The following is a 24971-nucleotide window of genomic DNA, read 5'->3' on the forward strand; positions in this document are numbered from 1 at the left end:
TCACATGAATGCTCTTAATAGATGTTTTTACTGTATAAATGCACAAAGTTTCTCTATTAGTGGTTTGAATTTTGATAAATAATAAAATATCTTTGTAGATTGTTTTTGGGCATATTTCATATAAATTGCTCATTTTTAGGGCGATTAGCTCAATTGGCTAGAGCACCTCGTTTACACCGAGGGGGTTATAGGTTCGAGTCCTTTATCGCCCACTAACCTAAGCCGTCACGTTCGAAGTTCGTCATACGCTTCGAACATTTTTTTATATGAAGCATTTCTTCGCTCATGAAGAATTACATCATTTTCGCCACTGCTATTCTGGCGGTATTTATAATAAATCTCTTCTCCGACTCGATCGATCCTTATTATCTTACGATAATAATTTTCATCGGGATCAATATTATACTTGCGACCAGCCTAAATCTAATTAATGGGTACACCGGGCAGTTTTCATTGGGGCATGCCGGCTTTATGGCTATCGGTGCATACACCTCTGCTGTTATATACTGCTACTTTGCTCCCTTCTTTATAGGTACATTCGGCGAGGGTTCTTTTGGAAATTCCATTACCTTTATTATAATGCTTATTATAGGGGGAACCGCTGCTGCTATCGTCGGTCTATTGGTTGGTATCCCGTCCTTACGCTTAAAAGGTGACTACCTTGCTATCGTTACACTGGGATTCAGTGAGATAATCAGGGTGATTATACAGGGAATGGATCTGATTGGTGGCGCACAGGGATTTAGAGGTGTGTACATTTATCAAAACGGTACAAAGAGTCTTAACATGGTGCCTGAGCTTACCGATATGCCTAACAAGTTTTACGCTATAGAAGGATTCACTAATTTCTTCTGGGTATTTCTTTTGGCGATCCTGTGTATTTTTGTAATTGGTAATATGATTAATTCAACCTATGGGAGAGGATTCCTTGCTGTAAAAGATGATGAGATCGCTGCCGAGGCAATGGGAATCAATACGACAAAGTTTAAAGTGACAGCTTTTGTGACAGGTGCATTCTTTGCGGGAATAGCCGGCACTCTATTTGCGTTTTTCAATAAGTACATAAACCCCGAAGATTTTAACTTCCTGCGCTCGGTTGAGATCGTAGTGATGGTTATACTTGGTGGAATGGGAAGCATGATAGGGGTGATAATAGCCGCTATTATACTGACAATACTACCGGAACTATTACGTCAGGTGGCGGAATACAGAATGATAATATATGCACTCTTATTGATAATAATGATGTTGCTGCGCCCACAGGGATTATTTGGTGTAAAACTCAGGCCGGGCAAAAAACAAAAAAAGAAATCCGATGCCGAAGTTACTTGAGATAAATAATGTTACGATGAAGTTTGGCGGACTTACTTGCGTGGACAGACTTTCTACTCATGTGGGGGACGGTGAGCTTATTGGTATGATCGGACCAAACGGCGCAGGAAAGACGACCGTTTTTAATATGATCACTGGCGTCTATGACCCTACCGAGGGTGATATTTTGTTTAAAGGAGAAAGTGTTGTTCCCAAAAAACCTTTTGAGGTTTCGGCAATGGGCATAAGCAGAACTTTCCAGAATATACGGCTTTTCCCTACACTTTCATTGAGGGATAATGTAAGAGTATCTTTCGGCAAAGATCTTAAAGCAGGTTACTTTACATCTATAATCAGGCCACCCGGCTTTAAACGTGAAGAGAAAGATATTGAAAAGAAGATCGATGAGCTTCTGGAAATGTTTAATCTTCTCGATGTAGCAGGTGAATATTCCAACTCGCTCCCGTACGGAGACCAGCGCAAGCTGGAAATCGTAAGAGCGCTTGCTACGTCACCGCAATTGCTTCTTCTCGATGAACCTGCCGCCGGTATGAATCCTGTCGAGAAGGTAGACCTAATGAACCTCATTAAAGAGGTGAAAGAAAAATTTAAACTTTCCATATTGCTTATCGAGCATGATATGCAGGTTGTGATGGGTATCTGTGAACGGATATTCGTTCTTGATTATGGTGAAAAGATAGCGGAGGGTCTTCCTCAGGAGATACAGAAAGATCCTAAAGTTATCGAGGCATACTTGGGAGATACAACTACAACAGCTGGAGGTGATGGCGATGCTTAAGATCGAAAATCTAAAAGTGAACTACGGTGCCATCAATGCCATAAAAGGTATTAACGTAAATGTCGAGGAAGGATCGATAGTTACACTCATTGGTGCGAATGGAGCGGGAAAAACAACGATACTTCGAACGATTTCCGGTCTTGTGAAAGCCGATTCCGGCACGATTAGATTCCAGGATCAGGATATAACCAATACTAAACCCAATAAGATCGTGCAGATGGGTATTAGCCAGGCGCCCGAGGGCAGATTAATATTTTCCAATCTTACTGTGAAGGAAAATCTGGAAATGGGTGCATATACCAGAAAAGATACCAATAATATTAAGGATGACCTTGAATTCCTGTTTACGCTATTCCCGCGTCTTAAGGAAAGGCTCAAACAGCTTGGCGGGACGCTCAGCGGGGGCGAACAGCAGATGCTTGCTATATCCAGAGCGCTAATGTCTAAGCCGAAGCTATTACTGCTTGATGAACCGTCGCTAGGTATTGCGCCTATTCTTGTAAAGACTATCTTTGAAAAGATAGTCGCACTCAACAAAGCAACCGGCGTCACAATATTACTTGTGGAGCAGAATGCGAACCTGGCTCTGGCCAGCGCCCATTACGGCTATGTTCTGGAAACAGGGAAGATTATTCTTGAGGGAAGCGCAAAGGAGCTTGCTCAGAATGAAGAAGTTAAAAAAGCATATTTAGGAGAATAAAATAAATACAATGAAATACGCAGAAAGAATGTCAAATCTTGGTACCGAAACGGCGTTTGAGGTACTGGCAAAAGCAAAGAAACTTGAAGCCGAAGGGAAAAATATAATTCACCTTGAGATTGGTGAGCCGGATTTTCCTACTCCCAAAAATATATGTGATGCTGCGATTAAATCTCTACAGGCGGGCGATACACATTATACTCCTTCGAATGGCATCCTAGAGCTTCGCTCGGCTATAGCTAACTACATGACAAAAACCAGGGGAGTCGAGTTCGATGCGGACGAAGTAGTAGTTACTCCGGGAGCTAAGCCGATTATGTTTTTTGTTATTCTTGCTCTTATTGGGAAAGGCGATGAGGTCATTTATCCTAATCCCGGTTTCCCAATTTATGAATCCATGATAAACTTTGTCGGAGGAACCCCCGTTCCGATCAAGCTGGAAGAAGAAAGAGGGTTCGCATTCGACCCGGAAAAATTGAGGGAACTGATCAGCAATAAGACAAAGTTATTGATTATTAACACTCCACAGAATCCAACAGGCGGTATTCTGACAAAGGAAGATATCCAGAAAATTGCAGAAATAATAAAGGATACAGAGATAATTGTATTGAGTGACGAGATATACAGCAGGCTTATTTTTGAAGGCGAGCATTTTAGTATTACACAGGTTCCCGGGTTTAAGGAGAGAACAATAATCCTCGACGGTTTCTCAAAATATTATTCGATGACCGGCTGGCGCGCAGGATATGGTGTGATGGAGAGGGAACTTGCCACGAAGATATCCCGCTTGATGACGAATAGCAACTCATGCACTAACGCTTTTGTACAAAAGGCTTGCATCGAAGCACTTGAGGGACCTCAGGATGCTGTAGACGAAATGAGAGAGGAATTCCGCGCGCGAAGGGAAATACTTGTTGAGGGGCTTAATACAATCCCCGGTTTCTCATGTATTATTCCAAAAGGTGCTTTTTATGCATTCCCAAATATATCAAAGACAGGATACAAATCATCCGAACTAAATGACCATCTTCTATACAATGCAAATGTAGCGGCGCTTTCCGGAACTGCATTCGGTAAATACGGTGAAGGTTATCTGAGGTTTTCTTATGCAAACTCACGTGAAAATATTAAGGAAGCTATAAAAAGGATAAAGGATGTTCTCTAAAACCTCACGCCGATAGAGAAGTAATAATATTCCCACGAAGGAATGTCTTTGTCCTTCTCCTTCATCGTCTGTGAGAGAAAAGTAAAACCGTTTTTTAGAGCGAAATTTAATATGCCGTTAAGAACCTTATCAGTTATGGTAAAGTAATTAACGGCATTTTCTATTGCTGCCAGGCTGAGTGTTTCTAATAGTAATGAAGGTATGTTCTCTTTTATTTTTTCTAAGGGGATATAGACATGTCTTTTCCTTATTGCATATATACTGACTCCTTCAAAAGGTTTTATAAACATATCAGGCGCTACATAAAGATCTACTCTGTTATTATATAGTCCCCCGAATTTTATGTTACCGTTTAACGACTTGATAGGATTAAAGTGAAATTCTTCCTTCCGCTCCCTTTTTGTAAGCGACTCACTAAGTGTATTGGTCATTTGGTCCCGGTAATTTAAAAATCCCTTTTCCTTTTCGTTATCTGTGTCGAGTGCTTTATTTTTTAATAATGCTTTCTTTTGAGCGTTGGATTCAGTATGGCTAATCTCATTTCCTTCCTCAGACACATTTGAAGGGATCCGTGGTTGTGTACAGGCTTCGCCATAAAAGAATATGAAACCTGTCAATATAATTATTGAAAGCTTCACCTTGTGAGATTTGTTTTTACGGGAGTTCGCTAAAAGGGGGCATATACAATGCTATCTAAGTGTAGGGAATTCAATTTCAAAAGTAAAGAGGTAAATGAGTGTGCTTAGAATATTTTACATTAGGATTATTTGAAGTATATTGAGCAATGGTTGATTGGGATGACATATGGGACCCGGCTTCATGCCTCATTTGCACTATTGTGGGATATAAAAAAGATGAACCTGCAACATGGAAAACTTTTGTAGGGTTGATTCTTTTTTTTATTGGGCTCATTCTTATCATGACGATTCTCGCTATTATAATTAACCACTAGATAATTTTAGCACTTATAAGGTTTTTCATTTGTATTTTCCCCCTTTATTCACTTCTAATAAAAATTTAAATTGACTATTATACATCATTAACTTTACCGTTTAATCGACGGATTATTAGTTACTTATGAGTAAATTTATCCTCATTGTAATACTGATTATTGCCGGTAATTTATATTCGCAAACCATACCGGAGCCGGAACGTGAAAGAACTTACGACGTTAAGCATATTTCTATGGATTTACGTTTTAACTGGGACGAAAAAAAGGTTATTGGGATGGTTACCACTACAATTGCTCCTCTCTCAAATGGAATGACTTCCTTTGAAGTAGATGCGATTGCGTTTGACATTATTGGTATTGAACGGGTTTCTAACTCTAACTTTGATGGTGTCCCTCAAAAGTTAATGGATCTTCCACTAAGGTATGACTATGATGGAAAAAAAATTGAAATATATTTACCTGAATCTATAAACAAGGATGACTCTTTTGAGTACGTGGTTATGTATTCCTGCAAACCCCAGCGTGGATTGTATTTCATTTACCCGACAGAACTTAATCCCTCCTTGCCATACCAGATATGGACGCAGGGAGAGAGCGAGAATAATAAATACTGGCTCCCTATCTATGATTATCCAAATGACAAAACAACGACTGAAATGTATATCACCGTTGACGATAAGTTCACAACCTTATCCAATGGCTGTCTTGATTCGGTTTATGCGGGAGCTGATGGAAAAACAACTTACCATTGGATACAGGATAAACCGCACTCTACTTACCTCATTATGCTTGGTGTTGGAGAGTGGGATATCGTAAAAGATTATGCTGACGGACTCGAAGTAATGTCCTATGTTGATAAAGATCGTCTCAGCGACGGTGAATACGCCGTGCGAAACACTGCTGAAATGGTGAAATTATTCAATGATAAATTTGGCTACATTTATCCTTGGGCTAATTATAAACAGGTCATTGTAAAAGATTTTATTTACGGTGGTATGGAAAATACCACCGCTACCGTTCTAAACGAAAGAACCTACTACGACCCCGATATCGAAAATGATTATGGAGCTGATAACCTTATATCACATGAACTCGGGCACCAATGGTGGGGTGATCTTATTACTTGTCGTAATTGGTCCGAGCTTTGGCTTAATGAAAGCTTCGCAACATTTAGCGCGGCGCTATGGAATGAAGCATACAAAGGGAAAGATGAGTATGATTACTACCTCCTTCGCAATAGCGATGATGCAATGAAAGTTGATTCCACAAAAAAGCGTTTGCCAGTATGGGAAGGCTTTGGAGATATTACCGAAAACACATACGATAAAGGCTCCGTAATGATTAACTCTTTCCGGCACGTGCTTGGCGATTACCTCTTCTTCGCTTCTTTATCTACATTCCTGCATGATAATGAATTTAAACCTGTTGAAACTCAGGATTTCATTGATGCAATAAATAAGACCGTCAACGCCGATCCTAATCTTGATCAAATGCCTAAGGACTTTACCTGGATGGTTGACCAGTGGATCTGGAAAGCCGGCTACCCGGAGTTTGAAGTATCACACTCATACAATAAGAATTCAAAGGAGGTGGTGCTTAACATTAAGCAGGTACAGAAAACTGACACTCTTACGCCGTCATTCCAGGTTCCGGTTGATGTTCGCATTTATGGACAGGGCAATGACACGATTGTTCCGATCTTCATTTCGGGTTCTGACATAACATGGACGATTCCTTTCCCTGTTCAGCCTGAGTTCGTCCAGTTCGATTACGGAAATAAGATAATGGACAAGACAATATATGTGAAGTTTAAGGAAGTATTTAGCTCGCTGGATAATAATAGGAAAACCGTTTATTATAACCCGGTTCTTCAGTTTAAGAATAGTGAGAACGCTATTGATAGGATAATGGCAATTAGAAGGGAAGCGAATGAATTAATTTTGCCTTCTCAAATTAAAAATATTAGAGGCTATGATTTTAATGATTATAAAGTATTTTATGAGGACAAATTTTGGGGAACAAGAAAGGAAGCTATTGATTTTTATACTTTTTTGATGACGAATCCGAATATTAAATATAAAATTTTACCAAAGAACATAATAATTGTGGACGGTAAGAAAGAATCTGGCTTTAAGCAAATTTTCGATTTCATCCGCACCAAATACAACACCGAACCAAACTCCCGAGTCAAACGCGCTATGCTCGCTGCACTCGGTAAGTCAAAAGATAAAGAGGACATTAAGTTCATCAAAGATGCCATCGCATCCGCCACCAACGAATACATAATCTCCGACGGCATCAAAGCTCTCGGGGAAGCGCTTCCGAAGGAGCAGGTTTACGATGCTGTCATGCCGTATATTTTTAAACCGTCCCACCGATGGATAATTACAAATGCCGTTGTCGAAGTTCTCGACAGCGCCGATAACGGCGCGCCTGACCCGCGTATAAAAGACGCACTAATTAGCGTCGCATTCGGTAAAGATATCGAAAGCCGTACAAGAACCAAAGCTCTTACTGCGTTACTCGATTACGCAAAAGACCCTGAAGTTATGGAACTTGCGAAGCGGTATGTGGATTATAATTTTAGGGAGACCAAGCAGGCTCTGATAAAACTGCTCGGCAGATCGGGAGATAAATCTCTCATCCCGTTCCTTCAGGAGATGAACGGAAAAACGACGGATACTTCGATCAATAAATCCATCGAAGATGCAATAAAAGAATTGAACGGATAAAAAGAGGATATTTAAATGAGAAAATTATGGATTGTAATGCTGGTGTTATTGAGTGCAGCGCTTTTTTCATGCACAAAAGAAAGTGATGAAATAAGCGAGAATAAAAAGGACACAACACTAAAGAATTCTGCAGGCATTACTGCCGGCGGCATGGAGTTTAAAGTTGAATATAACACCCCGCGTCGGGTATATTCGATAGACAATAAAGATCTCGATAACGACGGTGATGATGAAATAATAGTCCTGAGCGTGGATAAAGATGAAGCCGGCGATCAGTATATGGACTATTACAATTTTGATATGATGCAGGTGTTCACGATGGATTCTGCGCGAAAGAATTTCGTTAAAATATCGACTGACACTATCGATTACGGTGAGGAACTTATCTATGAAGACCTTGAGAAAAATTTCAAATACCAGCTTCTTGTAAAGACCAATACCGGCGGTAACGATGTGTATGCCTCTAAGGGAATGTTCGTCTATGACCTTAAGCCGGATAATAAGCTTGAAATGATTAAATATATGGAGCTGGGTGATCCTGAGATCAAAGATCTGAACTCTGACGGCAACAAGGAGATCGTTGTCACTAATTCATACTGGGGTATTATGCCGAGACCGGATATAATCTACTATACGAGCGATATATACGGAATGGAGGGTGGAGAATTAAAAAGAAAGAATGGGGAGTTCAAAAAATACTATGATGAGAAGATTGACGCTGCGCGAAAAAGATACGACGACGAGAAATCCCGCTTGCAAAAGGGTGAAAAGATAAAACCGTCCGAATATCCGCTTTATGCTGCCACTGTAGAGATGTTTGTCAATTATATGTCGGCTGAAAACAACCCCCCAATAGCCGCATTTTGGAATTCGGAGAAGGATTTTATTAAAAAGAATATTTCGGAAGAGCAATATACAGATCTCGAAAACTTTGTTACGAGGATTACTCCCGTTGTCGAAAACTTATGATGAAATAATTTGAGTAAAGCTCTTTCAATAGTCATTGTTACGTGGAATAGCGGTGATGAAATAATTAACTGTCTGGAATCCATTTTTATGGAGGATCAGCCTGACCGTGAAGTGACAATTGTTGATAACGCTTCCTCCGATAATACAAGGAAGATCCTTGATGGATATAAGGATAAAGTGAGAGTTATTTTAAATGAGACTAATACCGGCTACACAAGAGCATGCAACCAGGGGATCGAAGCTTCAACCGGTGAGTTTGTTCTTTTGTTAAATCCGGATACGCGTATTATTGGAAATGCTCTTGAGGAGTTAGTTTCGTTCTTAAGCCGCCATAAAACTGCCGGAGCGTCTGCTCCCCAGCTTTTAAATGAAGATATGAGCATCCAGCATTCATGTAGGACACTTCCTACTTATTGGGATATGTTTTGTGAGATGTCGCTGTTATCCGCTATCTTTTCTAGGAGTCCGGTTTTCTCGCGATGGAAGATGGGCTACTTCGACCATGACTCTATGCGGGAGGTCGAACAGCCTATGGCGGCGGCATTGCTTATTAGAAAAAGTACGCTCGATAATATCCGCAATATGGATGAAAGGTATCTAATGTTTTTCAATGACGTGGATCTTTGTAAAAAAATAATTGACGGCGGAGAGAAAATAATGTTCTACCCGGGATCTCGTATCATTCACGCAAAAGGAAAAAGTGTTTACAAAGATCACAAAAGAATGATCGGTATATGGAATGATGACTGCCTGAAATATTTTAAAAAACATCATAATAATTTTATACTGTATCCGCTATTAGCTCTGGGGATACGTTTCACCGGATTTTTTAGAATGTTATTTGCAAAATCAAAATAATATAAATGAAAACCGCTGTTGCGCAAATTTCTTCTTACCTTGGTAATCTTGAAAAGAATGTTGATAAACATCTTGAATACTGTGACCGGGCAATTAAAGAGAAAGCCGACATAATTGTCTTTCCCGAACTATCGCTGACGGGTTACACGCTCAAAGATATAAATTATGAAATTTGTGTTAATCCTTACACTTCTGCTAAACTTGATAAACTTCGTGAAGTAAGCAAAAAGATTTCCATTATCTGCGGGCTGGTTGAGGAAGGAGAAAATTCTGCGGTATACAACTCGGCGGCATATATAGAGGATGGTGAAGTGAAATTCACTCATAGAAAAGTTTATTTGCCTACATACGGTATTTTTGAGGAACTTCGTTACTTCACGCCGGGGCAGACCTGCAAAACCTATGACACCAAGCATGGGAAAATTGGCATACTTGTTTGTGAAGACCTGTGGCATCTTTCACTCCCGCTCACGCAGTCTCTTGATGGCGCGCAGGTTATTTTTGGAATAGCCGCTTCACCGACAAAGGTTGGTGCGGATATGACCGACCTTCTTACCGATACTACTTCGCTTGAGATAGGAATACTGGAACATGTATATAAAACCTGCGGAGTGAAATACAATTCCTTTAAGGAGTTCATGGAGAGCATCACTGCGGATTCTGATGAGATTGTAAAGATAAAGAACTATTACGTAAACTCTGATCATCACAAAACGTATGCGCGGCTACTTTCATTGTTCATCGTATTCTGTAACAGGGTAGGATATGAGGACGGAGTTAATTTTTGGGGAGGAAGTGAGGTCGTAAATCCGTTCGGGAAAGTGCAAACACTAGCTAAATTCATAGACGAAGACCTAATTTTCTCTGAGATTGACCTTTCCGAGATTACCCGGGCACGTAGACTTGCAGGGCATTTTTTCGATGAAAACATAAACTTAACCATCCAAAATCTTGTTAAAGTTAGGGATAAGGAGTAATAAATATACGATTTTGTGGATTTAATTAAAAATTTATAATGATTATCTTTGATGTTGAGCATAAAATGACAGCGCGAGAATAAATAATGGTATCAGATTTATCAAATAGGGAAAAGGAAGTTTTACTTTACATAGTGGAGAGTTTTATAAAATCCGCGCTCCCCATTGGCTCACGAAGCATTTCTAAGGGAACGGACCTTAATCTTTCTTCCGCTACTATCAGGAATGTAATGAGTGACCTTGAGGAGATGGACCTTCTTAAAACTCCTCATACCTCCGCCGGCAGGATACCAACGGATAAAGCATATAGGTATTACGTGGATACGTTGATGAATGATCAGCGACTGACTGAGAAGGAAAGGAAGTTGATAGAGTCCCAGATTTTTGAACAGAAGCATTTGCTCCTAGAAAACGAGGACATATACATTGAGACTTCCCGCATCCTGGGAAAGATATCTCACCAGCTTGCAATAATAACTAAACCTCTTCTCGATAACGCTGTATTTGAACGTCTCGACATTGTCGAATTATCGTCCACAAAAATTCTTGTTGTTATAAATATCCGTTCCGGGTATGCAAAGACTGTTCTTATAGAACTGCAGACTGAGGTTAAAAAAGAAAAGCTTGAGGCTGTAGCGCGGTTCCTTAATGAGAGACTTCAGGGATTGACACTCAAAGATATTCGCGAGACCTTCAACGAGAGGGTTGAGGATTACCGCTATTATGAACCCGAACTTTTCAAAGTACTGGTAAACTCAAAAGATGAAATATACGGAAGCGGTGAAACCGGTACCGTCTATATCAGTGGTACAGGCGAAGTCATAAACCAGCCGGAGTTTGAAGACCCGCGGAGTTTCAAAAACATTGTTACCCTTGCCGAGGATAAGGAGCTTGTAGTGGAGATATTTCGTGACAGCTCGGAGAGAAATGACGGGATTATAATTTCCATTGGGGAAGAAAATCCGGGTACGAAATTGCAGGATTACAGTATTATCCGGACAACATATAATATAAACGATATGAAGGGAAATATTGGCATAATCGGACCAAAGAGGATGAACTATGCCAAAATGGTTTCCTTACTTAATTATACATCCGATCTAATTAGCAGAATAAAATTTTAAAAAGTGAGGTGCAATAAATGATTAAAAAAGAACACGACGAAGAACAAATGACCCCGACAGGGGATGAGACAAAAGATGAGCTGGGCTTTGAGCATACGAATGACGAGATAAGCGATGCTGAAATGAATGGGGGAGATTCCGTTGAAGCGTTAAAAAAAGAGGTGCAAAAACTTAAAGAAAGCCTCTTACGAAATGCCGCGGACTATGAGAATTTCAAAAAGCGTAAAGAATCTGAAGTTTGGAAGATCCGTGAATACGCCTCGGAAAAGATAATTAAAGAACTCTTTCCAATTTACGAAGACCTTTCACGCTCGATAGAATCTGTTAACAAGGGCGAAACCAACGATGTTGAAACTCTTAAAAAGGGTCTGCAGGCTATATTCGAGAAATTCAAAAATGTACTTACTGCTGAGGGAGTTGAAGAGATTGATTCGCTTGGAAAAGAGTTTGATGTGAACTTGAGTGATGCGATAGCTCAAATACCGCGCGACGATGTCCCGCCGAATACAGTGGTTGAAGTGATTGAAAAGGGCTTTAAAATGAAAGATAAGATTGTAAAACACGATAAAGTGCTGGTTTCGAAGAAGCCGGATTAAAATTTTAATTGAGAAGATAAAAACTTAATGACAAATAGAGATTATTACGAAATACTGGGAGTAGAAAAACAGGCATCGGTTGAAGAGATCAAAACTTCATATAGAAAGCTTGCTATGAAATATCACCCGGATAGAAATCCCGGAGATTCCGAAGCAGAAGTGAAATTCAAGGAAGCCGCGGAGGCCTACCAGATACTTTCTAATCCGGAGAAAAGACAGAGATATGACAGGTTCGGGCATCAGGGAGTGAATGGTAACGGAGGCTTTAACGACATCAACGATATATTTTCACACTTTGGGGATATATTCGGTGGAGGAAGTATCTTCGATGAATTTTTTGGCGGATCATCCCGCAGACAGCGCCGTGAACCTGGCATCAGAGGGAGCGATTTAAAGATCACTGTTAAACTCACACTCGAAGAAATTGCGAACGGTGTAGAGAAGAAATTAAAAATTAAGAAGCTCAAAACCTGTGAGACATGTCATGGAAGCGGTGCTAAGAATGGAAGCTACCAGACATGTACTAATTGCAACGGCACCGGTGAGGTAAGGCACGTTACCCGGTCTATCCTCGGACAGTTCGTCAATATCTCCGCATGTAACGTATGTAACGGCGAGGGCAGGATCATAAAGGAGAAATGTCAGGAATGTCATGGAGAGGGAAGAGTTAAATCCGAATCGACTATTAAAGTAAAGATACCTCCGGGAGTATCGGAAGGAAACTATATCCCGCTTAGAGAGCAGGGCAATGCAGGGGCGAGAGGTGGAAGGTCCGGTGACTTGCTCGTGTTTATCGAGGAGCAGGAGCATCAGTATTTTCACAGAAACGGCGACGATGTTATTTACGAGCTAAATATAAGTATCGCTGACGCAGTTCTTGGAACTACTGTGATGGTTCCTACACTTTCTGATGAACATAAGCTTAAGGTCGAGCCGGGTACTCAGCCCGGCACAGTAATTAAATTAAAAGAAAAAGGTATAAGACACCTAAATGAGTTTGGTAAGGGTGATCAACTTATATATGTTAATGTCTTCATCCCATCTAAGGTCACATCAAAAGAGAAACAATTATTGAAAGAGCTTTCGGACTCGGAAAATTTTAGTCCCGAAAGATCAAAAAAGAAAAATAAGGGTTTCATCAAATCCATATTTGGATAACTTTAGTTACCATCTTTTATATCAAAGCGGATCGGAATTTACCATCCGCTTTTTTATTTATGTTAAAGAATCGTAATTTGCTTTAAGATTTTTTAACAATTGCGTCATGGATACACCTTAAATTCATATAAAAATATACACTTCCCATTTTATAATTACGTAATATTCCGGTAACATAAGTTACACTCATTTAATTTTTTGTTAATCATGCCTAATTATTTTAAGGTTTACTATACAAAGCAAAAAAATGAAAATGAGCTCATTTACAAAGGTTTTGTTCTTATTAATTGCCGCACTCCTGACCAACAGTGTGGCTTTTTCACAAGGAATTACCGGTAAGGTGACCGATGCATACTTCTCCGATCCGTTGCCGGGCGCGATCGTGCGTATTCCGGAAGTAAATGCCGGCGTAGAAACTGATCTTGACGGTAATTATGAAATAACCGGTATTAAAGCGGGTACTTATACTGTCGAGGTATCTTATGTGGGATATACAACTGTGAAATTTACTGATGTAGTTGTAAAAAGTGATGGATTGACAAGGCTTGACGTTCCTCTTAGTTCGGACGACGGGATAACTACCGATGAGATTACGATCGAAGCTTCGACATCTACCGCTAATGAACAGGCGATGTTGTTAGAACAGAAAAATGCTGATCAATTGCAGGATGGTATCAGCAGTCAGCAGATCAAAAGGGCTCCTGATAGCCAGGCATCTGATGTTCTTAAAAGGGTTATCGGTGTAAATATTGTTGATAATAAATTTGTTTATGTTAGAGGAACTTCTGAGAGGTATAGTAATACCACACTTAACGGTGTCGAACTTCCTAGTACTGAAACAGATAAGAAATCATTCACATTCGATCTCTTCCCTTCCAATTTGCTTGATAATATAATCATTGCAAAATCTTATACAGTTGATAAACCTGCTAATTTCAGCGGCGGTTTGGTTCAGCTTAATACAATTGAATTTCCCGAATCGTTCACATTGAAAATGTCGACATCCGGGGCGTACAACTCAAATACTACAGGGGATGATTTTAGTAGCTATGATGCCGGTGAAAAGAAATTTCTATTTTTTAACTTGGGTATAGACAATGGTGATAGAACTCTGCCTTCTTCGGTTCCGTCATTCCGTGTAGACAGATTAACCTTAAATAAGCAGCAGATAAAATCCATTGGGCAGTCATTTAGAAATGATTGGGGACAGAATGAAAGCTCAGCTCCGCCAAATACCGGGCTTCAGATCTCTATGGGTAATAAAATGGATGTCCTTGGAAATCCGTTCGGGTATTTTGGTGCATATACTTATGGAAGCGGATTCCAGAATATGGATATACAGAGATGGGAGTATCAGCAAAGCGGTGACTTGGAGCAACAATACAGTGGTCTAAATTCACAATACTCCGTTAGATGGGGTGCTATTGCGAATATGAGTTATAAAATTGGTATTAACAGTAAGGTTAGTTTTAAGAACTCATATGTTCTTAATTCAAAGGATGAGACACAGTTCCTGTCCGGATTTAATGTACCGCAGGATTATGATAGACATTTATACCTTACCAAGTTCTCTGAAAAAACAGTCTTCTCGACGCTTGTCGAAGGATCGCATTATATCGATGCTTTGAATAAGATGAACTTTACATGGAGAGGATCCTATTCTGAATCTACTTCTAACGAGCCGGATCGCAAGACTATGCAATACCAAAGACAAAGAGGCACAGATGATCCATTTAATGCGGGTATTGCAGTAACAAATAACCCGAATACAAACAGCGGTGGCAGGTTTTTCTCGGAATTACATGATTTCAATAGGAGCTTTGAAGCTAACATTGAAATGCCTTTTCATGTCATTAAGAGTATTGATTCAAAGACCAAGCTAGGTGTTTATGCTAACGGAAAGCAGAGAAGTTTCGATGCAAGACTCTTTGCTCCGTATTTTACTTCGGCAACGAATATTTTCGAAAGAAATAGGATAAACTATTTACCGATTGACTCGATTTTCGTGCCTGAAAACTTTGATACAACGAAGCTCTATATAGGTGAGTTTACACGTCCGTCCGATAATTACCAGGCTGAGGAAAATAATTATGCCGGTTATCTGATGTTTGATGTCCCTATTGAAAAGTTCAGAGTCGTTATCGGTGCAAGACTTGAATCGAATGAGCAGATCCTTACCACTTTTCAGGATGATGGAACACCTCTTAATGTTAATCTTAAAAATAATGATATCCTTCCTTCGGTTAATATGATTTTTGCTCTTAATGATAAAACAAATATAAGAGGTTCTTACTTCCAGTCGATTTCGAGACCCGAACTCAGGGAACTTGCTCCTTTTGGGTATATTGACTTTAATACTAATATTTATGTCTTTGGTAACCCAAATTTGAGGCGTACACTTATTAGAAATTATGATCTTAGATACGAGGTCTTCCCGGAAGCCGGAGAAATAATGTCCGTAAGCCTTTTCTATAAGCATATTGACGCACCGATAGAAAAGATTTTTGATCAATCTTCAGGTAGTGACTCTAAATCCGCAACATTTGACAATGCCGAAAGCGGAGCAAATAATTATGGTATCGAATTTGAAATAAGGAAAAATTTAGCCTTTATAAGCAAGACCTTGAGCCTGTTTACTTTCAATGGCAATTTCACTTTAGTGAATTCAAAAGTTGATATTTCAGGTTTAGGCGGTTCGGAAAATAGGACCGAGAGAAGACTCCAGGGACAATCACCATATACAATAAACGTCGGGCTTTACTATGATAATCCAAATACAGGTACAAGCGCTAATCTTCTCTATAACAGAGCCGGTAAAAGGATTTCCGAAGTTGGTATTAATGACCTGGGTGACGTTGAAGAAAACGGAAGGAATCTTATAGATCTTTCAATCTCTCAGAAATTCTTAACCAGGTTTAGTGGTAAATTCACGATCGGAAATCTGCTTGGCGAAGATGAAGTTTACACTCAGGATGTTCTTGGTACTGAGCAAACAGTAAGGATTTTCAAGAGAGGTACTAATGTTTCCTTGACGTTGGGCTATGATTTTTAGTACTTATTTTATTAGTATTTGACTGTTTACAATTCCTTAAAACACACGAAACATTATAGTAAAGTCATAATCTTAACTTTGAACAAGTTTAACAAAAACAAAAGGAGAGTTTCCTTAATGAAAAAGTTTTTCATCTTATTAGCCGTTTTTTCCATGATGGTATTATCTAATGTATCGTTTGGTCAGTGGAGTGATACTTTGCAGGGTAATATCACAGGTACGGTTACGCTCAGCGAGCACAGATCTTATCTGATGCTTGGTGAAATTGTAGTTCAAAGCGGTGGTACGCTTGTTATTCCTGCCGGTACATACCTTTATGGTGATGCACCAACAAAAGCTTCTATCATTGTTTTGAGAGGCGGAAAGATCTATGCAAAAGGAACTGCAAGTGACCCGATAGTATTTACTTCGAGGAACCCTGTTGGATCAAGAGCTGCAGGTGATTGGGGCGGTATTGTTATCCTAGGTAATGCTACAATAAATACTAACTCAGGTGTTGATACAGCTGCTATCGAAGGATTTTCAACTAACTATTACTATGGCGGAAATAACGACGATGACAGCTCAGGTTGCCTCAGCTATTGCCGTATCGAGTTTGCGGGTATTGCTCTTGCACCAAACAATGAAATTAACTCACTTACAATGGGTGGTGTCGGAAGAAAAACACAGATTGATCATATTATGGTGAGCTTTGCGGGTGATGATGCTGTTGAGTGTTTCGGTGGTACTGTAAACGTTAAATACTTCGTCGCTGCGTTCGGTGTTGACGATATGTTCGATACTGATAATGGGTATAGGGGAAGATTCCAGTTTGGTCTTGGTATAAGTGACCCCAATATTGCTGATGTCAGTGGTTCTAATGGATTTGAATCCGATAACAATAGTGCTCCAAACTACAATAATCCTAGAACATGGCCCTTCTACTCAAATATGACTCTTGTTGGTCCAAAGGAATATGATACCACTACTGTTGATCCTAACTTTAAAAGAGGCGCTCATATCAGAAGGAATGTTAAGACAAGCCTCTGGAATACAGTTTGGATGGGATGGCCGACAGGTACTTTATTTGATGGTACTGGTGTTTTCAATGCTTGTACAGGTGATACACTTAAATATAAAAGCAATATAATTGCAGGATGTCTCAAAAATATTGATACTGCTGGTACTTCGACCACTCCTTTCAACGCAAACGCATTTGTATTTGGAGCCGGTCAAATGACTGATACTTTTGCTACTACTCAGGAAGTTATGTTAAACAGCCCATACAGTGGTCTTAATAACCATAATTATAGTATTAACGACTTTATGCCTCAGGGAGGTTCTCCTGTATTCAGTAACTTCATTGATGCTAATACTATTGATCCATTCTTCACTTCAACTAATTACAGAGGCGCATTTGGTTCAGGTTCTAACTGGTTAGACGGCGGTTGGATAAACTTCCGTCCTGATACTGTTGACTACAGTGTAGGAATTAATCAGATCTCTTCAAACGTTCCTGAGAGATACACTCTTAGCCAAAACTATCCAAATCCTTTCAACCCGTCTACTGTTATCAACTTCTCACTGCCGGTTAAAGGATTCGTAACTCTAAAGGTTTATGATGTACTTGGACAGGAAGTTGCTACACTGGTAAATAATGTTTTAACTGTTGGTGAATATGCATACGAATTCGACGCTTCAAGATTATCTTCCGGTATCTACTTCTACACCTTAAAAGGTGAGAATTTTGTAGAGACCAAAAAAATGATGTTGGTTAAGTAACCTTTCGTAAATAGCTGCTCTACAAAGCCCTGTTCAGAAATGAACGGGGCTTTTTTTATTTTCCCTTAATACAAAAACACCCCTCTTTATTACTCAATGTTAATTCAATATCACAATTGTTTTACAGTTCGTTTAAACTTGATGCGAAGAAGAAATTCCTTAACATTCAACTACATGAGTTTACATGTTTATCTCATTTTAATATTTACATCGGTAAGGCTCTCTGCAAACACTCCTTTTAAAATTAATTAATCTGTCCGTTACCTTTATTAAATACTCCATGACGATTTTGAGGTATTCTATAAATCTTAAAGGAGTTTAAATACATGGCAAAAAAATTTTTATTGCTTATTGTACTTTTTGCCGGCGCGGGCTTCTTTAATTCTTCGATGGCACAGGATACGGAATCTCCACCGGATTCCACTAAATATTCTACCGAAACCATCGAAATAAACCGTGCCGTTGACCGTGAAACTCCCGTCTCCTTTAGCAATGTAAGTCAGGAACAAATTGAATCCAGAACATACAGCCAGGATGCTCCTCTGCTTGTTAGAAACGTTCCGGGATTTTATTCCTATTCGAGCGACGGAGTCGGAAATGGTGAAGCTAAGCTCTATATTAGGGGGTTTACACAGGAATATGTACAGGTTCTTATAAACGGAATTCCCACAAATGACCCCGAATCAAATGCCGTTTACTGGTCTAACTGGGGATCGGTTTCCTCGAATGCCGGATCATTCCAGATCCAGCGTGGCGCGGGAAGTTCATTATACGGCGCCGGTTCTTTTGGCGGTTCGTTTAATATAGTTACTCAGCTTCCGAGCCTTACACCTTTCTATGGTCTTGAGTTTGCTGTCGGTGATCCGACCAGCACGCGATATGGAGTGAAACTGGGTACAGGTTTGCTGGGGGGTAAGTTCTCTTCTGAACTAAATATCCAGAGAAAAGTTGCTAACGGTTCACGTACGGATGGCAGGTACGAAGGCTTTAACTACTATACTTCGAATGCCTTCTTTCCGACGTCTAATCAGGTGTTTAAGCTTGTTCTTCACGGAGCTCCGCAGGAACATGGGTACTCATGGAGTCAGAATATCGCTTACTTCAAAAAATATTCCTATGGCGCTAACCTTGCTCCTTTCCTGCCAAATACTATAGTAGACCAGCTTCCGCCTAACGCTACTACCGGCGATGCAAACTATGGTCTTACCGACGGTGTTAGAGAACTTGATGGACCAACCTATACCAGCCTTGCTCACAATTTTTTCCACAAACCGCAGCTTGAATTATCTCACGCGATTACTCTGAGCAATAAGGCTATACTAAATTCAACATTCTTCTATTCTATCGGACGCGGCGGCGGCTCGAGCCTTAATAGCTCCGGTACGGTTTTCCGTCTTAATAGGGGTGTTGGAAGCAACGGTATGACGGTTGATACACTCGTTGTTGATAAGCTGGGTCCTGATGGATTCGTTGACGACCTTAGCGTTGCAACAAACACCTACCTTGCTAATGCTTTCCAGAGAACAAGTTACTCACTGCACAGCCAGTTTGGTTTGCTTTCCAGCTATACACAGCAGGTCAGCAATAAATTCCAATTTACTGCTGGTGGTGAATTCAGAAGTTGGACAGCAGATCACCCGGGTTATTTTACCAATATGTACGGTAATACAACAAGGACTTTCCGTTATTCCAGGAGGGATACTTCCGGTAATCTCGGTACTTTCAACCGTGTAGTTTACCAGGGTGACCTTGACGGACCAAACGACGTAGGTGATCCGTTCAGTTGGAATATAACGGATGCTAACGGTACATATAATAATCAGTACAGAAATTATAGGGGAGAGACACCACAGTTTACTCTGTTTACTCAGGGAAATCTCCAATTTAATAAGGTGAACTTTATGGGCTCGCTTCAATACGTATGGTACAAATACAAGATCACCGAAAGAATGCCTAGTGAAAATGCTATCGGTCAACAGTTAACTCAGTCACAGGTTTCATCACTGGGAATAACCCAGGAAGGCGCTATCGGGGATAATTTTTATATGAAGGATAATAGCGGAAACTATTACGAGTTTCCTTTGGTAAACGCCGAGAGAAGTCGTGGCTTCTTCCAGCCTAAACTTGGTGTGAACTATAACATAAATAATAATTGGAATACTTTTGCCAGTTTTGCGCACGTTGAAAGGTTCGTAAACCTCAGCGTTTATTATAACTCCGGCAGAATTAATCCTGATGCGGAAGACGAAAAGTCAAACCAGTTCGAAGCAGGTGTTGGCTTTGGTAATGAAAATGCTGCTTTAAAGCTCAACGGATACTACATGATCTGGGACAACAAGTCCACTACTATTACAGATCCATCCAAAGCTGGAGAGCCGGGCTATGACAGAAATGGAAATAAAACCGAACTCATTGGTTCCTCGATAAATAAAGGAATAGAGTTCGAAATGAATGTATCAATTGCTAAACTGACTAAGATTCCCGGACTCGGGGTACGCGGATCGTTTACTTATATGGATAATGTATGGAGCGATATACTTCCTTCCGTGGAAACCAATCCGGATGGAACAAGGAGAGCCTTTAATACTGGTGCTCTCGATCAAAATGGTAACGTTGATACGTTGTATTATGATGAGTTAGACGGTACACCCGTTGCCAGCGGACCTCAGCTTATCAGTACACTGAGCTTGACTTATAACCATAAGAGCTTCTTTGGTAATATTGATCTAAGCAACTATTCTAGGAATATCCTGCTTGACGGCGGTACATATATGGCTGTCGATGGTGAATTCGTCGGAACTAATGCCGCGGGACAGCAGCTCTTCCAATCCGAATACAGTGATCAATTACCATCTGCTACTATTCTCGATGCTGACGTTGGTTATAACTTTAATTTCAATAAATATCTTAAAGGAAGTATTACGTTCCAGGTTTTAAATATCTTTGACAGTGAATGGCTCTCCTCTTCTGATAACTTCGGTGTAATACCGGGCTTGGGCAGAACATTCAGAGGAAATCTTACTATTGGTTTATAAGCCGTAGTCTCCACATTCTTTGTTACCACCTTTCAAATGAATACGTAGACAGCCTGCTTCGGTGGGCTGTTTGCTTTATATGTTTATATATACTTTACAATTCCTTAACTTAGATTAAGTAAATTTGCCAATGGAAGTTCAGCAGGAAGCTCATTCGGAACAAAATATTCGTGACGTTGATACCGTTATTATTTCAGATGTACATCTGGGCTCACCTGTGTGCCGTGCAAAACGTCTCGTCGAAGTCCTCGAGGGCTTCCGCTTCAACAGGCTTATCCTAAATGGCGATATCTTCGATGATGTTAATTTTAAACGCCTCAGTAGCGCGCACTGGAAATTCCTCTCCTACATCCGCAAAATATCTAACCCCGAAAAGAACATCGAGGTCGTGTGGGTCGAAGGCAATCATGACGAAGGACTTGCCGAAATAATTTCCGTTCTTATTGGTATTCCCGCTTACAAAGAATACGAATGGGAGCATGCCGGTAAAAAGATACTTGCCATTCACGGCCATCAGTGGGACCGCTTCCTAAATGAGAACGTTTTTATCAGCAAAGTCGCCGCTGCGTTTTATCTTTACACGCAGAAGTTTGGAAAGGGGAGACAGAAGATATCGCGCTTCCTTAAGCGCAGGAGCAAGAGATGGCTCCGGCTCACTGGTAAAGTCGCCGGGGGAGCGATAGACCACGCTAAGTTCAAAGGTGTGAACGTTGTGATTTGCGGGCATACACACCACACTTTTCAAAAAGAAGATAAAGGAATAATATACTTTAATTCCGGGTGCTGGACTGATGTACCCTCGTCATTGGTAGTTATAGAGCATTCTGGAGAAATAAGGATCGAGGATTTTGATTAAAATTTCCTAATTATTGAAACTTTCCCGGGAAATTACGTACTATTAAATGAAGCTAGGATAGGTCAAAAACCTTCCAAAAAACTACGTTAATTTCCTCTTGTTTTAGTTGAATGCCCGCCTCAAATGGCGGGCTTTTTATATAAAAATTTTTTTTTCAGGTATTTGAAACTTATTCTCTGATACGTCCGTACATTAGATAAAATCGTTCTTTTCACACACATTTTTTCCCTTTGTTTTAATTGTAAGGATACCGCCTTGAATCCCATCGAGGCGGTTTTTTTTATGTTTAAAAAGCTCCTGTTTTTCCCTAATTTCAAGCAATGCAGATAATTCTTATAGGAATAGGAGGTTTCCTGGGAGCTATATCCAGGTTTCTTCTATCCAGATTCGTCAATTCAGCCGTGACGAGTTTTCCCTACGGAACGCTCGCCGTAAATGTCATTGGCAGTTTTCTTCTTGCCCTCATATTGTATGGATTGTCCTTTGAAAAGCAAATTTCCATTAATCTCCGTGATCTTCTTGCTATTGGCTTTATGGGATCCTTTACGACAATGTCTGCATTTTCATACGAGACCATGCGCTTTATTGAGCTGGGACAGGTTTTCCCGGCAGTAATAAATGTAGTTTTAAATGTAGTGCTTTGCCTGCTCGCGGTTTTTCTCGGCAGGGAATTGGCTTTAATTATATCCAGGTAAAATGCAGAAAGAATCCGAAGCAAGATTGTTACGTATCTTTATTGGTGAAAGCGATAAGTTCGAAGGTAAGACCCTTTATCAATATCTGGTTGAATACCTTCGTAAAAATCATTACTCCGGTGTGACCGTACTTCGCGGCATCAGCGGGTTCGGCAAAGACAGCAAGATCCATACATCAGACATTCTTACTCTTTCATCTGACCTCCCGATCGTCATTGAGATCGTTGATACCGTAGAAAAAATAGATGCTTTAAAGAAAGTGTTTGATGAGACTAATATGATTGGCAGCGCATTGATCACTGAGGAAAAAATAAAGATCATTCAATACGGAAGGAACGAATAACTACCTTCCTGCCTTCAGAAGCTCATTGATATTCCCGTACAGATTGATGTAATCATCATAGCTTCTCCTTACTATTTCCTGTGCTTCCTCTTTATTGTATACGTGTGTTATCTCGACCTCCTTACGATGCTTACCGGGCGCTTCTTTGTATGTAAGGAAGTAGTGCTTTAACCTGTCTATCAATTGCTCCGGACAGTCCGTTATATCTTTCCAGTTACCATAAACACTGTCGCCCTTCATCACCGCGATTATCTTATCGTCCGCTTCATTGTTATCTATCATCCTCAGACCACCGATAGGGATTGCCTTCAGCAAAATATTTCCCATATTGATAACCTTTTCTGTCAGCACGCAAATATCCAGCGGATCGCCGTCTCCCTTGATAGCATCCCTTCCGGCTTTTTCACGGCAATACTCTGCCACCTTTTCACCGCAATAAGTCTGCGGTATAAAGCCGTATGGCGTTGGGCATATATTGGAATACATTTGCGGACGGTCTATCGTTAATATCCCGCTGTTCTTATCAATTTCATATTTAACCGTGTCGGTAGGAACTATCTCTATGTAGCTGGTGACTATCTCCGGGCAATTTTCTCCTATATTTACTCCGTGCCACGGGTGAGCCTTTAATATGCTTCTTATCTCACCCCATATTTTCGCAAGTTCTTTTTCCATGTATGATTTTATGAGTTATACTGTAATGATCTGCGGATTATTTCCTCTGTGCTGAGCTCCGATGCACCGTTCTTTGTTACCTCTGTAATTACCTTATCGGCTTCGTTCTTTGTAAAGCCCAGGTTTACGAGTGCGTTTATTGCGTCCAATATGTTCCTGTCTTTTGAATCTACTGTCTGCTGACCGCCTGTAATTTCCTCACCGCTTGTTATCTTGAATATCTTATCTTTCAGAGTCATCGCTATAAGCTCTATCTTCTTTGCTCCAAGCCCCGGTATCTTAATGCCTCTTCCTGTTCCCGTGATCAATCCCATTACTTCCTCGAATGATGAATGTGTCAGCACGTTGTGAGCGAGCTTCGGTCCTATCCCGCTTACGCTTATAAGAAGTTTAAAAAGCTCTCTTTCTTTATCATCGGCAAACCCATACAATATAAGCGAGTTCTCTTTTACGTCGAGGTATGTTATGACTGCTAACTCGGTATCGGAGTCTTCCGTGCTTTGTGCCAGTTTTTTCGTAACGAATATCTGGTAACCCACTCCGTTTACGTCGAGCAGGATCTCATTTTCGCGTGATGATATTAATTTTCCTCTTAGAGATGATATCATACTTATCTGGAAGAGATTATTTTTTCGGGATTTTCCTCTATATATTTTTTCCAATCATACTTCTTCTTGCCTTTACCATTGGTCGTGATCTTACTCGTTATATTAAAGTAATGACATACTGCTACCGCTAATGCATCGGACGAATCCATGAATTCCGGGTCCTCTTTAAATTCCAGTATGTTCTTTATTATCGTCCTCACGTGCTCCTTTGATGCTGAACCTTTTCCCGTAACGGATTTTTTTATTTCCCTCGGAGAGTATTCCGATATTGTAAGACTGTGGTTTACCGCTGCTATTATTGCCACGCCCCGTGCCTGTCCCAGCTTCAATGTTGACTGCACGTTCTTGCTGTAAAACGCCGTCTCTATCGCGAATTCATCCGGCTTGAATTCATCTATGCACTGCAGACAATTGTCATATATCTTCTTTAATCGGTTGGGGAGTGGTTCGGCAGGCTTGAGATTTATACTGCCGTAGTGAATAAGGGTTACATCCTTGCCGTTCCTGCCGGTAAGGCATTCTATGATACCAATTCCTGTTATCAGCGTGCCGGGGTCTATGCCTATTATGCGCATATTGATATTAACTGCGAATCCCGCCTCTAA

Annotated in this window: 21 protein-coding genes and 1 tRNA gene; 18 read left to right on the forward strand and 4 right to left on the reverse strand. The window is 40.3% G+C overall.

Features of this window, described 5'->3' with window-relative positions:
- Positions 1-138: 138 nt before the first annotated feature.
- The 5 genes from H6614_01690 to H6614_01710 all read left to right on the forward strand — a co-directional run bounded on the left by H6614_01690 (position 139) and on the right by H6614_01710 (position 3975).
- Positions 139-212 (forward strand) — tRNA-Val (locus H6614_01690).
- A 73-nt stretch (positions 213-285) separates the two neighbouring features.
- Entirely contained in the window at positions 286-1332 is a 1047-nt protein-coding gene (locus H6614_01695; GenBank protein MCB9242370.1) for a branched-chain amino acid ABC transporter permease, read from the forward strand.
- Positions 1316-2110 carry an ABC transporter ATP-binding protein gene (locus H6614_01700; protein ID MCB9242371.1) on the forward strand — a complete coding sequence of 265 codons (795 nt, stop codon included), beginning with the start codon at positions 1316-1318 and terminating at the stop codon, positions 2108-2110. Before H6614_01695 ends, H6614_01700 begins: the two co-directional genes overlap by 17 nt.
- Positions 2097-2810 (forward strand): ABC transporter ATP-binding protein, encoded by a 714-nt coding sequence (locus tag H6614_01705; GenBank protein ID MCB9242372.1) that lies wholly within the window; start codon positions 2097-2099, stop codon positions 2808-2810. Before H6614_01700 ends, H6614_01705 begins: the two co-directional genes overlap by 14 nt.
- Positions 2811-2820: 10 nt before the next feature.
- Positions 2821-3975: a pyridoxal phosphate-dependent aminotransferase gene (locus H6614_01710; protein ID MCB9242373.1), complete on the forward strand. Its 1155-nt coding sequence runs from the start codon at positions 2821-2823 to the stop codon at positions 3973-3975.
- On the opposite strand, the gene H6614_01715 is transcribed toward H6614_01710, so the two are convergent.
- Positions 3972-4613 carry a hypothetical protein gene (locus H6614_01715; protein MCB9242374.1) on the reverse strand — a complete coding sequence of 214 codons (642 nt, stop codon included), beginning with the start codon at positions 4611-4613 and terminating at the stop codon, positions 3972-3974. The genes H6614_01710 and H6614_01715 overlap by 4 nt on opposite strands.
- Positions 4614-5052: 439 nt before the next feature.
- Here H6614_01715 and H6614_01720 point away from each other — a divergent pair, with 439 nt between their 5' ends.
- The 13 genes from H6614_01720 to H6614_01780 all read left to right on the forward strand — a co-directional run bounded on the left by H6614_01720 (position 5053) and on the right by H6614_01780 (position 23083).
- Positions 5053-7659, forward strand: a complete 2607-nt coding sequence (locus H6614_01720) for a M1 family metallopeptidase (GenBank protein ID MCB9242375.1) — start codon at positions 5053-5055, stop codon at positions 7657-7659.
- A 15-nt stretch (positions 7660-7674) separates the two neighbouring features.
- A complete protein-coding gene (locus H6614_01725; GenBank protein ID MCB9242376.1) occupies positions 7675-8628 on the forward strand; it encodes a hypothetical protein in 954 nt (317 codons plus the stop codon).
- A gap of 9 nt (positions 8629-8637) precedes the next feature.
- Positions 8638-9486 carry a glycosyltransferase family 2 protein gene (locus tag H6614_01730; GenBank protein MCB9242377.1) on the forward strand — a complete coding sequence of 283 codons (849 nt, stop codon included), beginning with the start codon at positions 8638-8640 and terminating at the stop codon, positions 9484-9486.
- A 5-nt stretch (positions 9487-9491) separates the two neighbouring features.
- The gene (locus tag H6614_01735; protein ID MCB9242378.1) at positions 9492-10463 is read left to right on the forward strand and encodes a hypothetical protein; all 972 of its coding nucleotides are present in this window, start codon (positions 9492-9494) and stop codon (positions 10461-10463) included.
- An 86-nt stretch (positions 10464-10549) separates the two neighbouring features.
- Positions 10550-11587, forward strand: coding sequence for a heat-inducible transcription repressor HrcA (gene hrcA, locus H6614_01740; GenBank protein ID MCB9242379.1), 1038 nt, complete (start codon positions 10550-10552; stop codon positions 11585-11587).
- 17 nt (positions 11588-11604) lie between these two features.
- Positions 11605-12183 carry a nucleotide exchange factor GrpE gene (locus H6614_01745; protein MCB9242380.1) on the forward strand — a complete coding sequence of 193 codons (579 nt, stop codon included), beginning with the start codon at positions 11605-11607 and terminating at the stop codon, positions 12181-12183.
- 27 nt (positions 12184-12210) lie between these two features.
- Positions 12211-13341: a molecular chaperone DnaJ gene (gene dnaJ / locus H6614_01750; GenBank protein ID MCB9242381.1), complete on the forward strand. Its 1131-nt coding sequence runs from the start codon at positions 12211-12213 to the stop codon at positions 13339-13341.
- 253 nt (positions 13342-13594) lie between these two features.
- A complete protein-coding gene (locus tag H6614_01755) occupies positions 13595-16393 on the forward strand; it encodes a TonB-dependent receptor (GenBank protein ID MCB9242382.1) in 2799 nt (932 codons plus the stop codon).
- Positions 16394-16510: 117 nt separating this feature from the next.
- The gene (locus H6614_01760) at positions 16511-18154 is read left to right on the forward strand and encodes a T9SS type A sorting domain-containing protein (protein ID MCB9242383.1); all 1644 of its coding nucleotides are present in this window, start codon (positions 16511-16513) and stop codon (positions 18152-18154) included.
- 326 nt (positions 18155-18480) lie between these two features.
- Positions 18481-21189, forward strand: coding sequence for a TonB-dependent receptor (locus H6614_01765; GenBank protein MCB9242384.1), 2709 nt, complete (start codon positions 18481-18483; stop codon positions 21187-21189).
- Between the two features lie 130 nt (positions 21190-21319).
- Positions 21320-22045: a UDP-2,3-diacylglucosamine diphosphatase gene (locus H6614_01770; protein ID MCB9242385.1), complete on the forward strand. Its 726-nt coding sequence runs from the start codon at positions 21320-21322 to the stop codon at positions 22043-22045.
- 320 nt (positions 22046-22365) lie between these two features.
- Complete coding sequence (gene crcB / locus H6614_01775; protein ID MCB9242386.1) at positions 22366-22740, forward strand: fluoride efflux transporter CrcB; 375 nt, start codon at positions 22366-22368, stop codon at positions 22738-22740.
- 1 nt (position 22741) lies between these two features.
- Positions 22742-23083 (forward strand): DUF190 domain-containing protein, encoded by a 342-nt coding sequence (locus H6614_01780; GenBank protein ID MCB9242387.1) that lies wholly within the window; start codon positions 22742-22744, stop codon positions 23081-23083.
- On the opposite strand, the gene H6614_01785 is transcribed toward H6614_01780, so the two are convergent.
- Genes H6614_01785 through ruvC form a run of 3 tightly spaced genes read right to left on the reverse strand, consistent with a single transcriptional unit; the run spans position 23084 to position 24941 of the window.
- The gene (locus H6614_01785; GenBank protein MCB9242388.1) at positions 23084-23758 is read right to left on the reverse strand and encodes an inorganic pyrophosphatase; all 675 of its coding nucleotides are present in this window, start codon (positions 23756-23758) and stop codon (positions 23084-23086) included. It lies immediately after the preceding gene.
- 8 nt (positions 23759-23766) lie between these two features.
- Positions 23767-24366: a Holliday junction branch migration protein RuvA gene (gene ruvA, locus H6614_01790; GenBank protein ID MCB9242389.1), complete on the reverse strand. Its 600-nt coding sequence runs from the start codon at positions 24364-24366 to the stop codon at positions 23767-23769.
- Positions 24367-24368: 2 nt separating this feature from the next.
- Entirely contained in the window at positions 24369-24941 is a 573-nt protein-coding gene (ruvC, locus tag H6614_01795) for a crossover junction endodeoxyribonuclease RuvC (GenBank protein MCB9242390.1), read from the reverse strand.
- Positions 24942-24971 lie beyond the last annotated feature (30 nt).

Source organism: Ignavibacteriales bacterium, assembly GCA_020635255.1.
Taxonomy (GTDB): domain Bacteria; phylum Bacteroidota; class Ignavibacteria; order Tepidaquicellales; family Tepidaquicellaceae; genus JAEYVS01.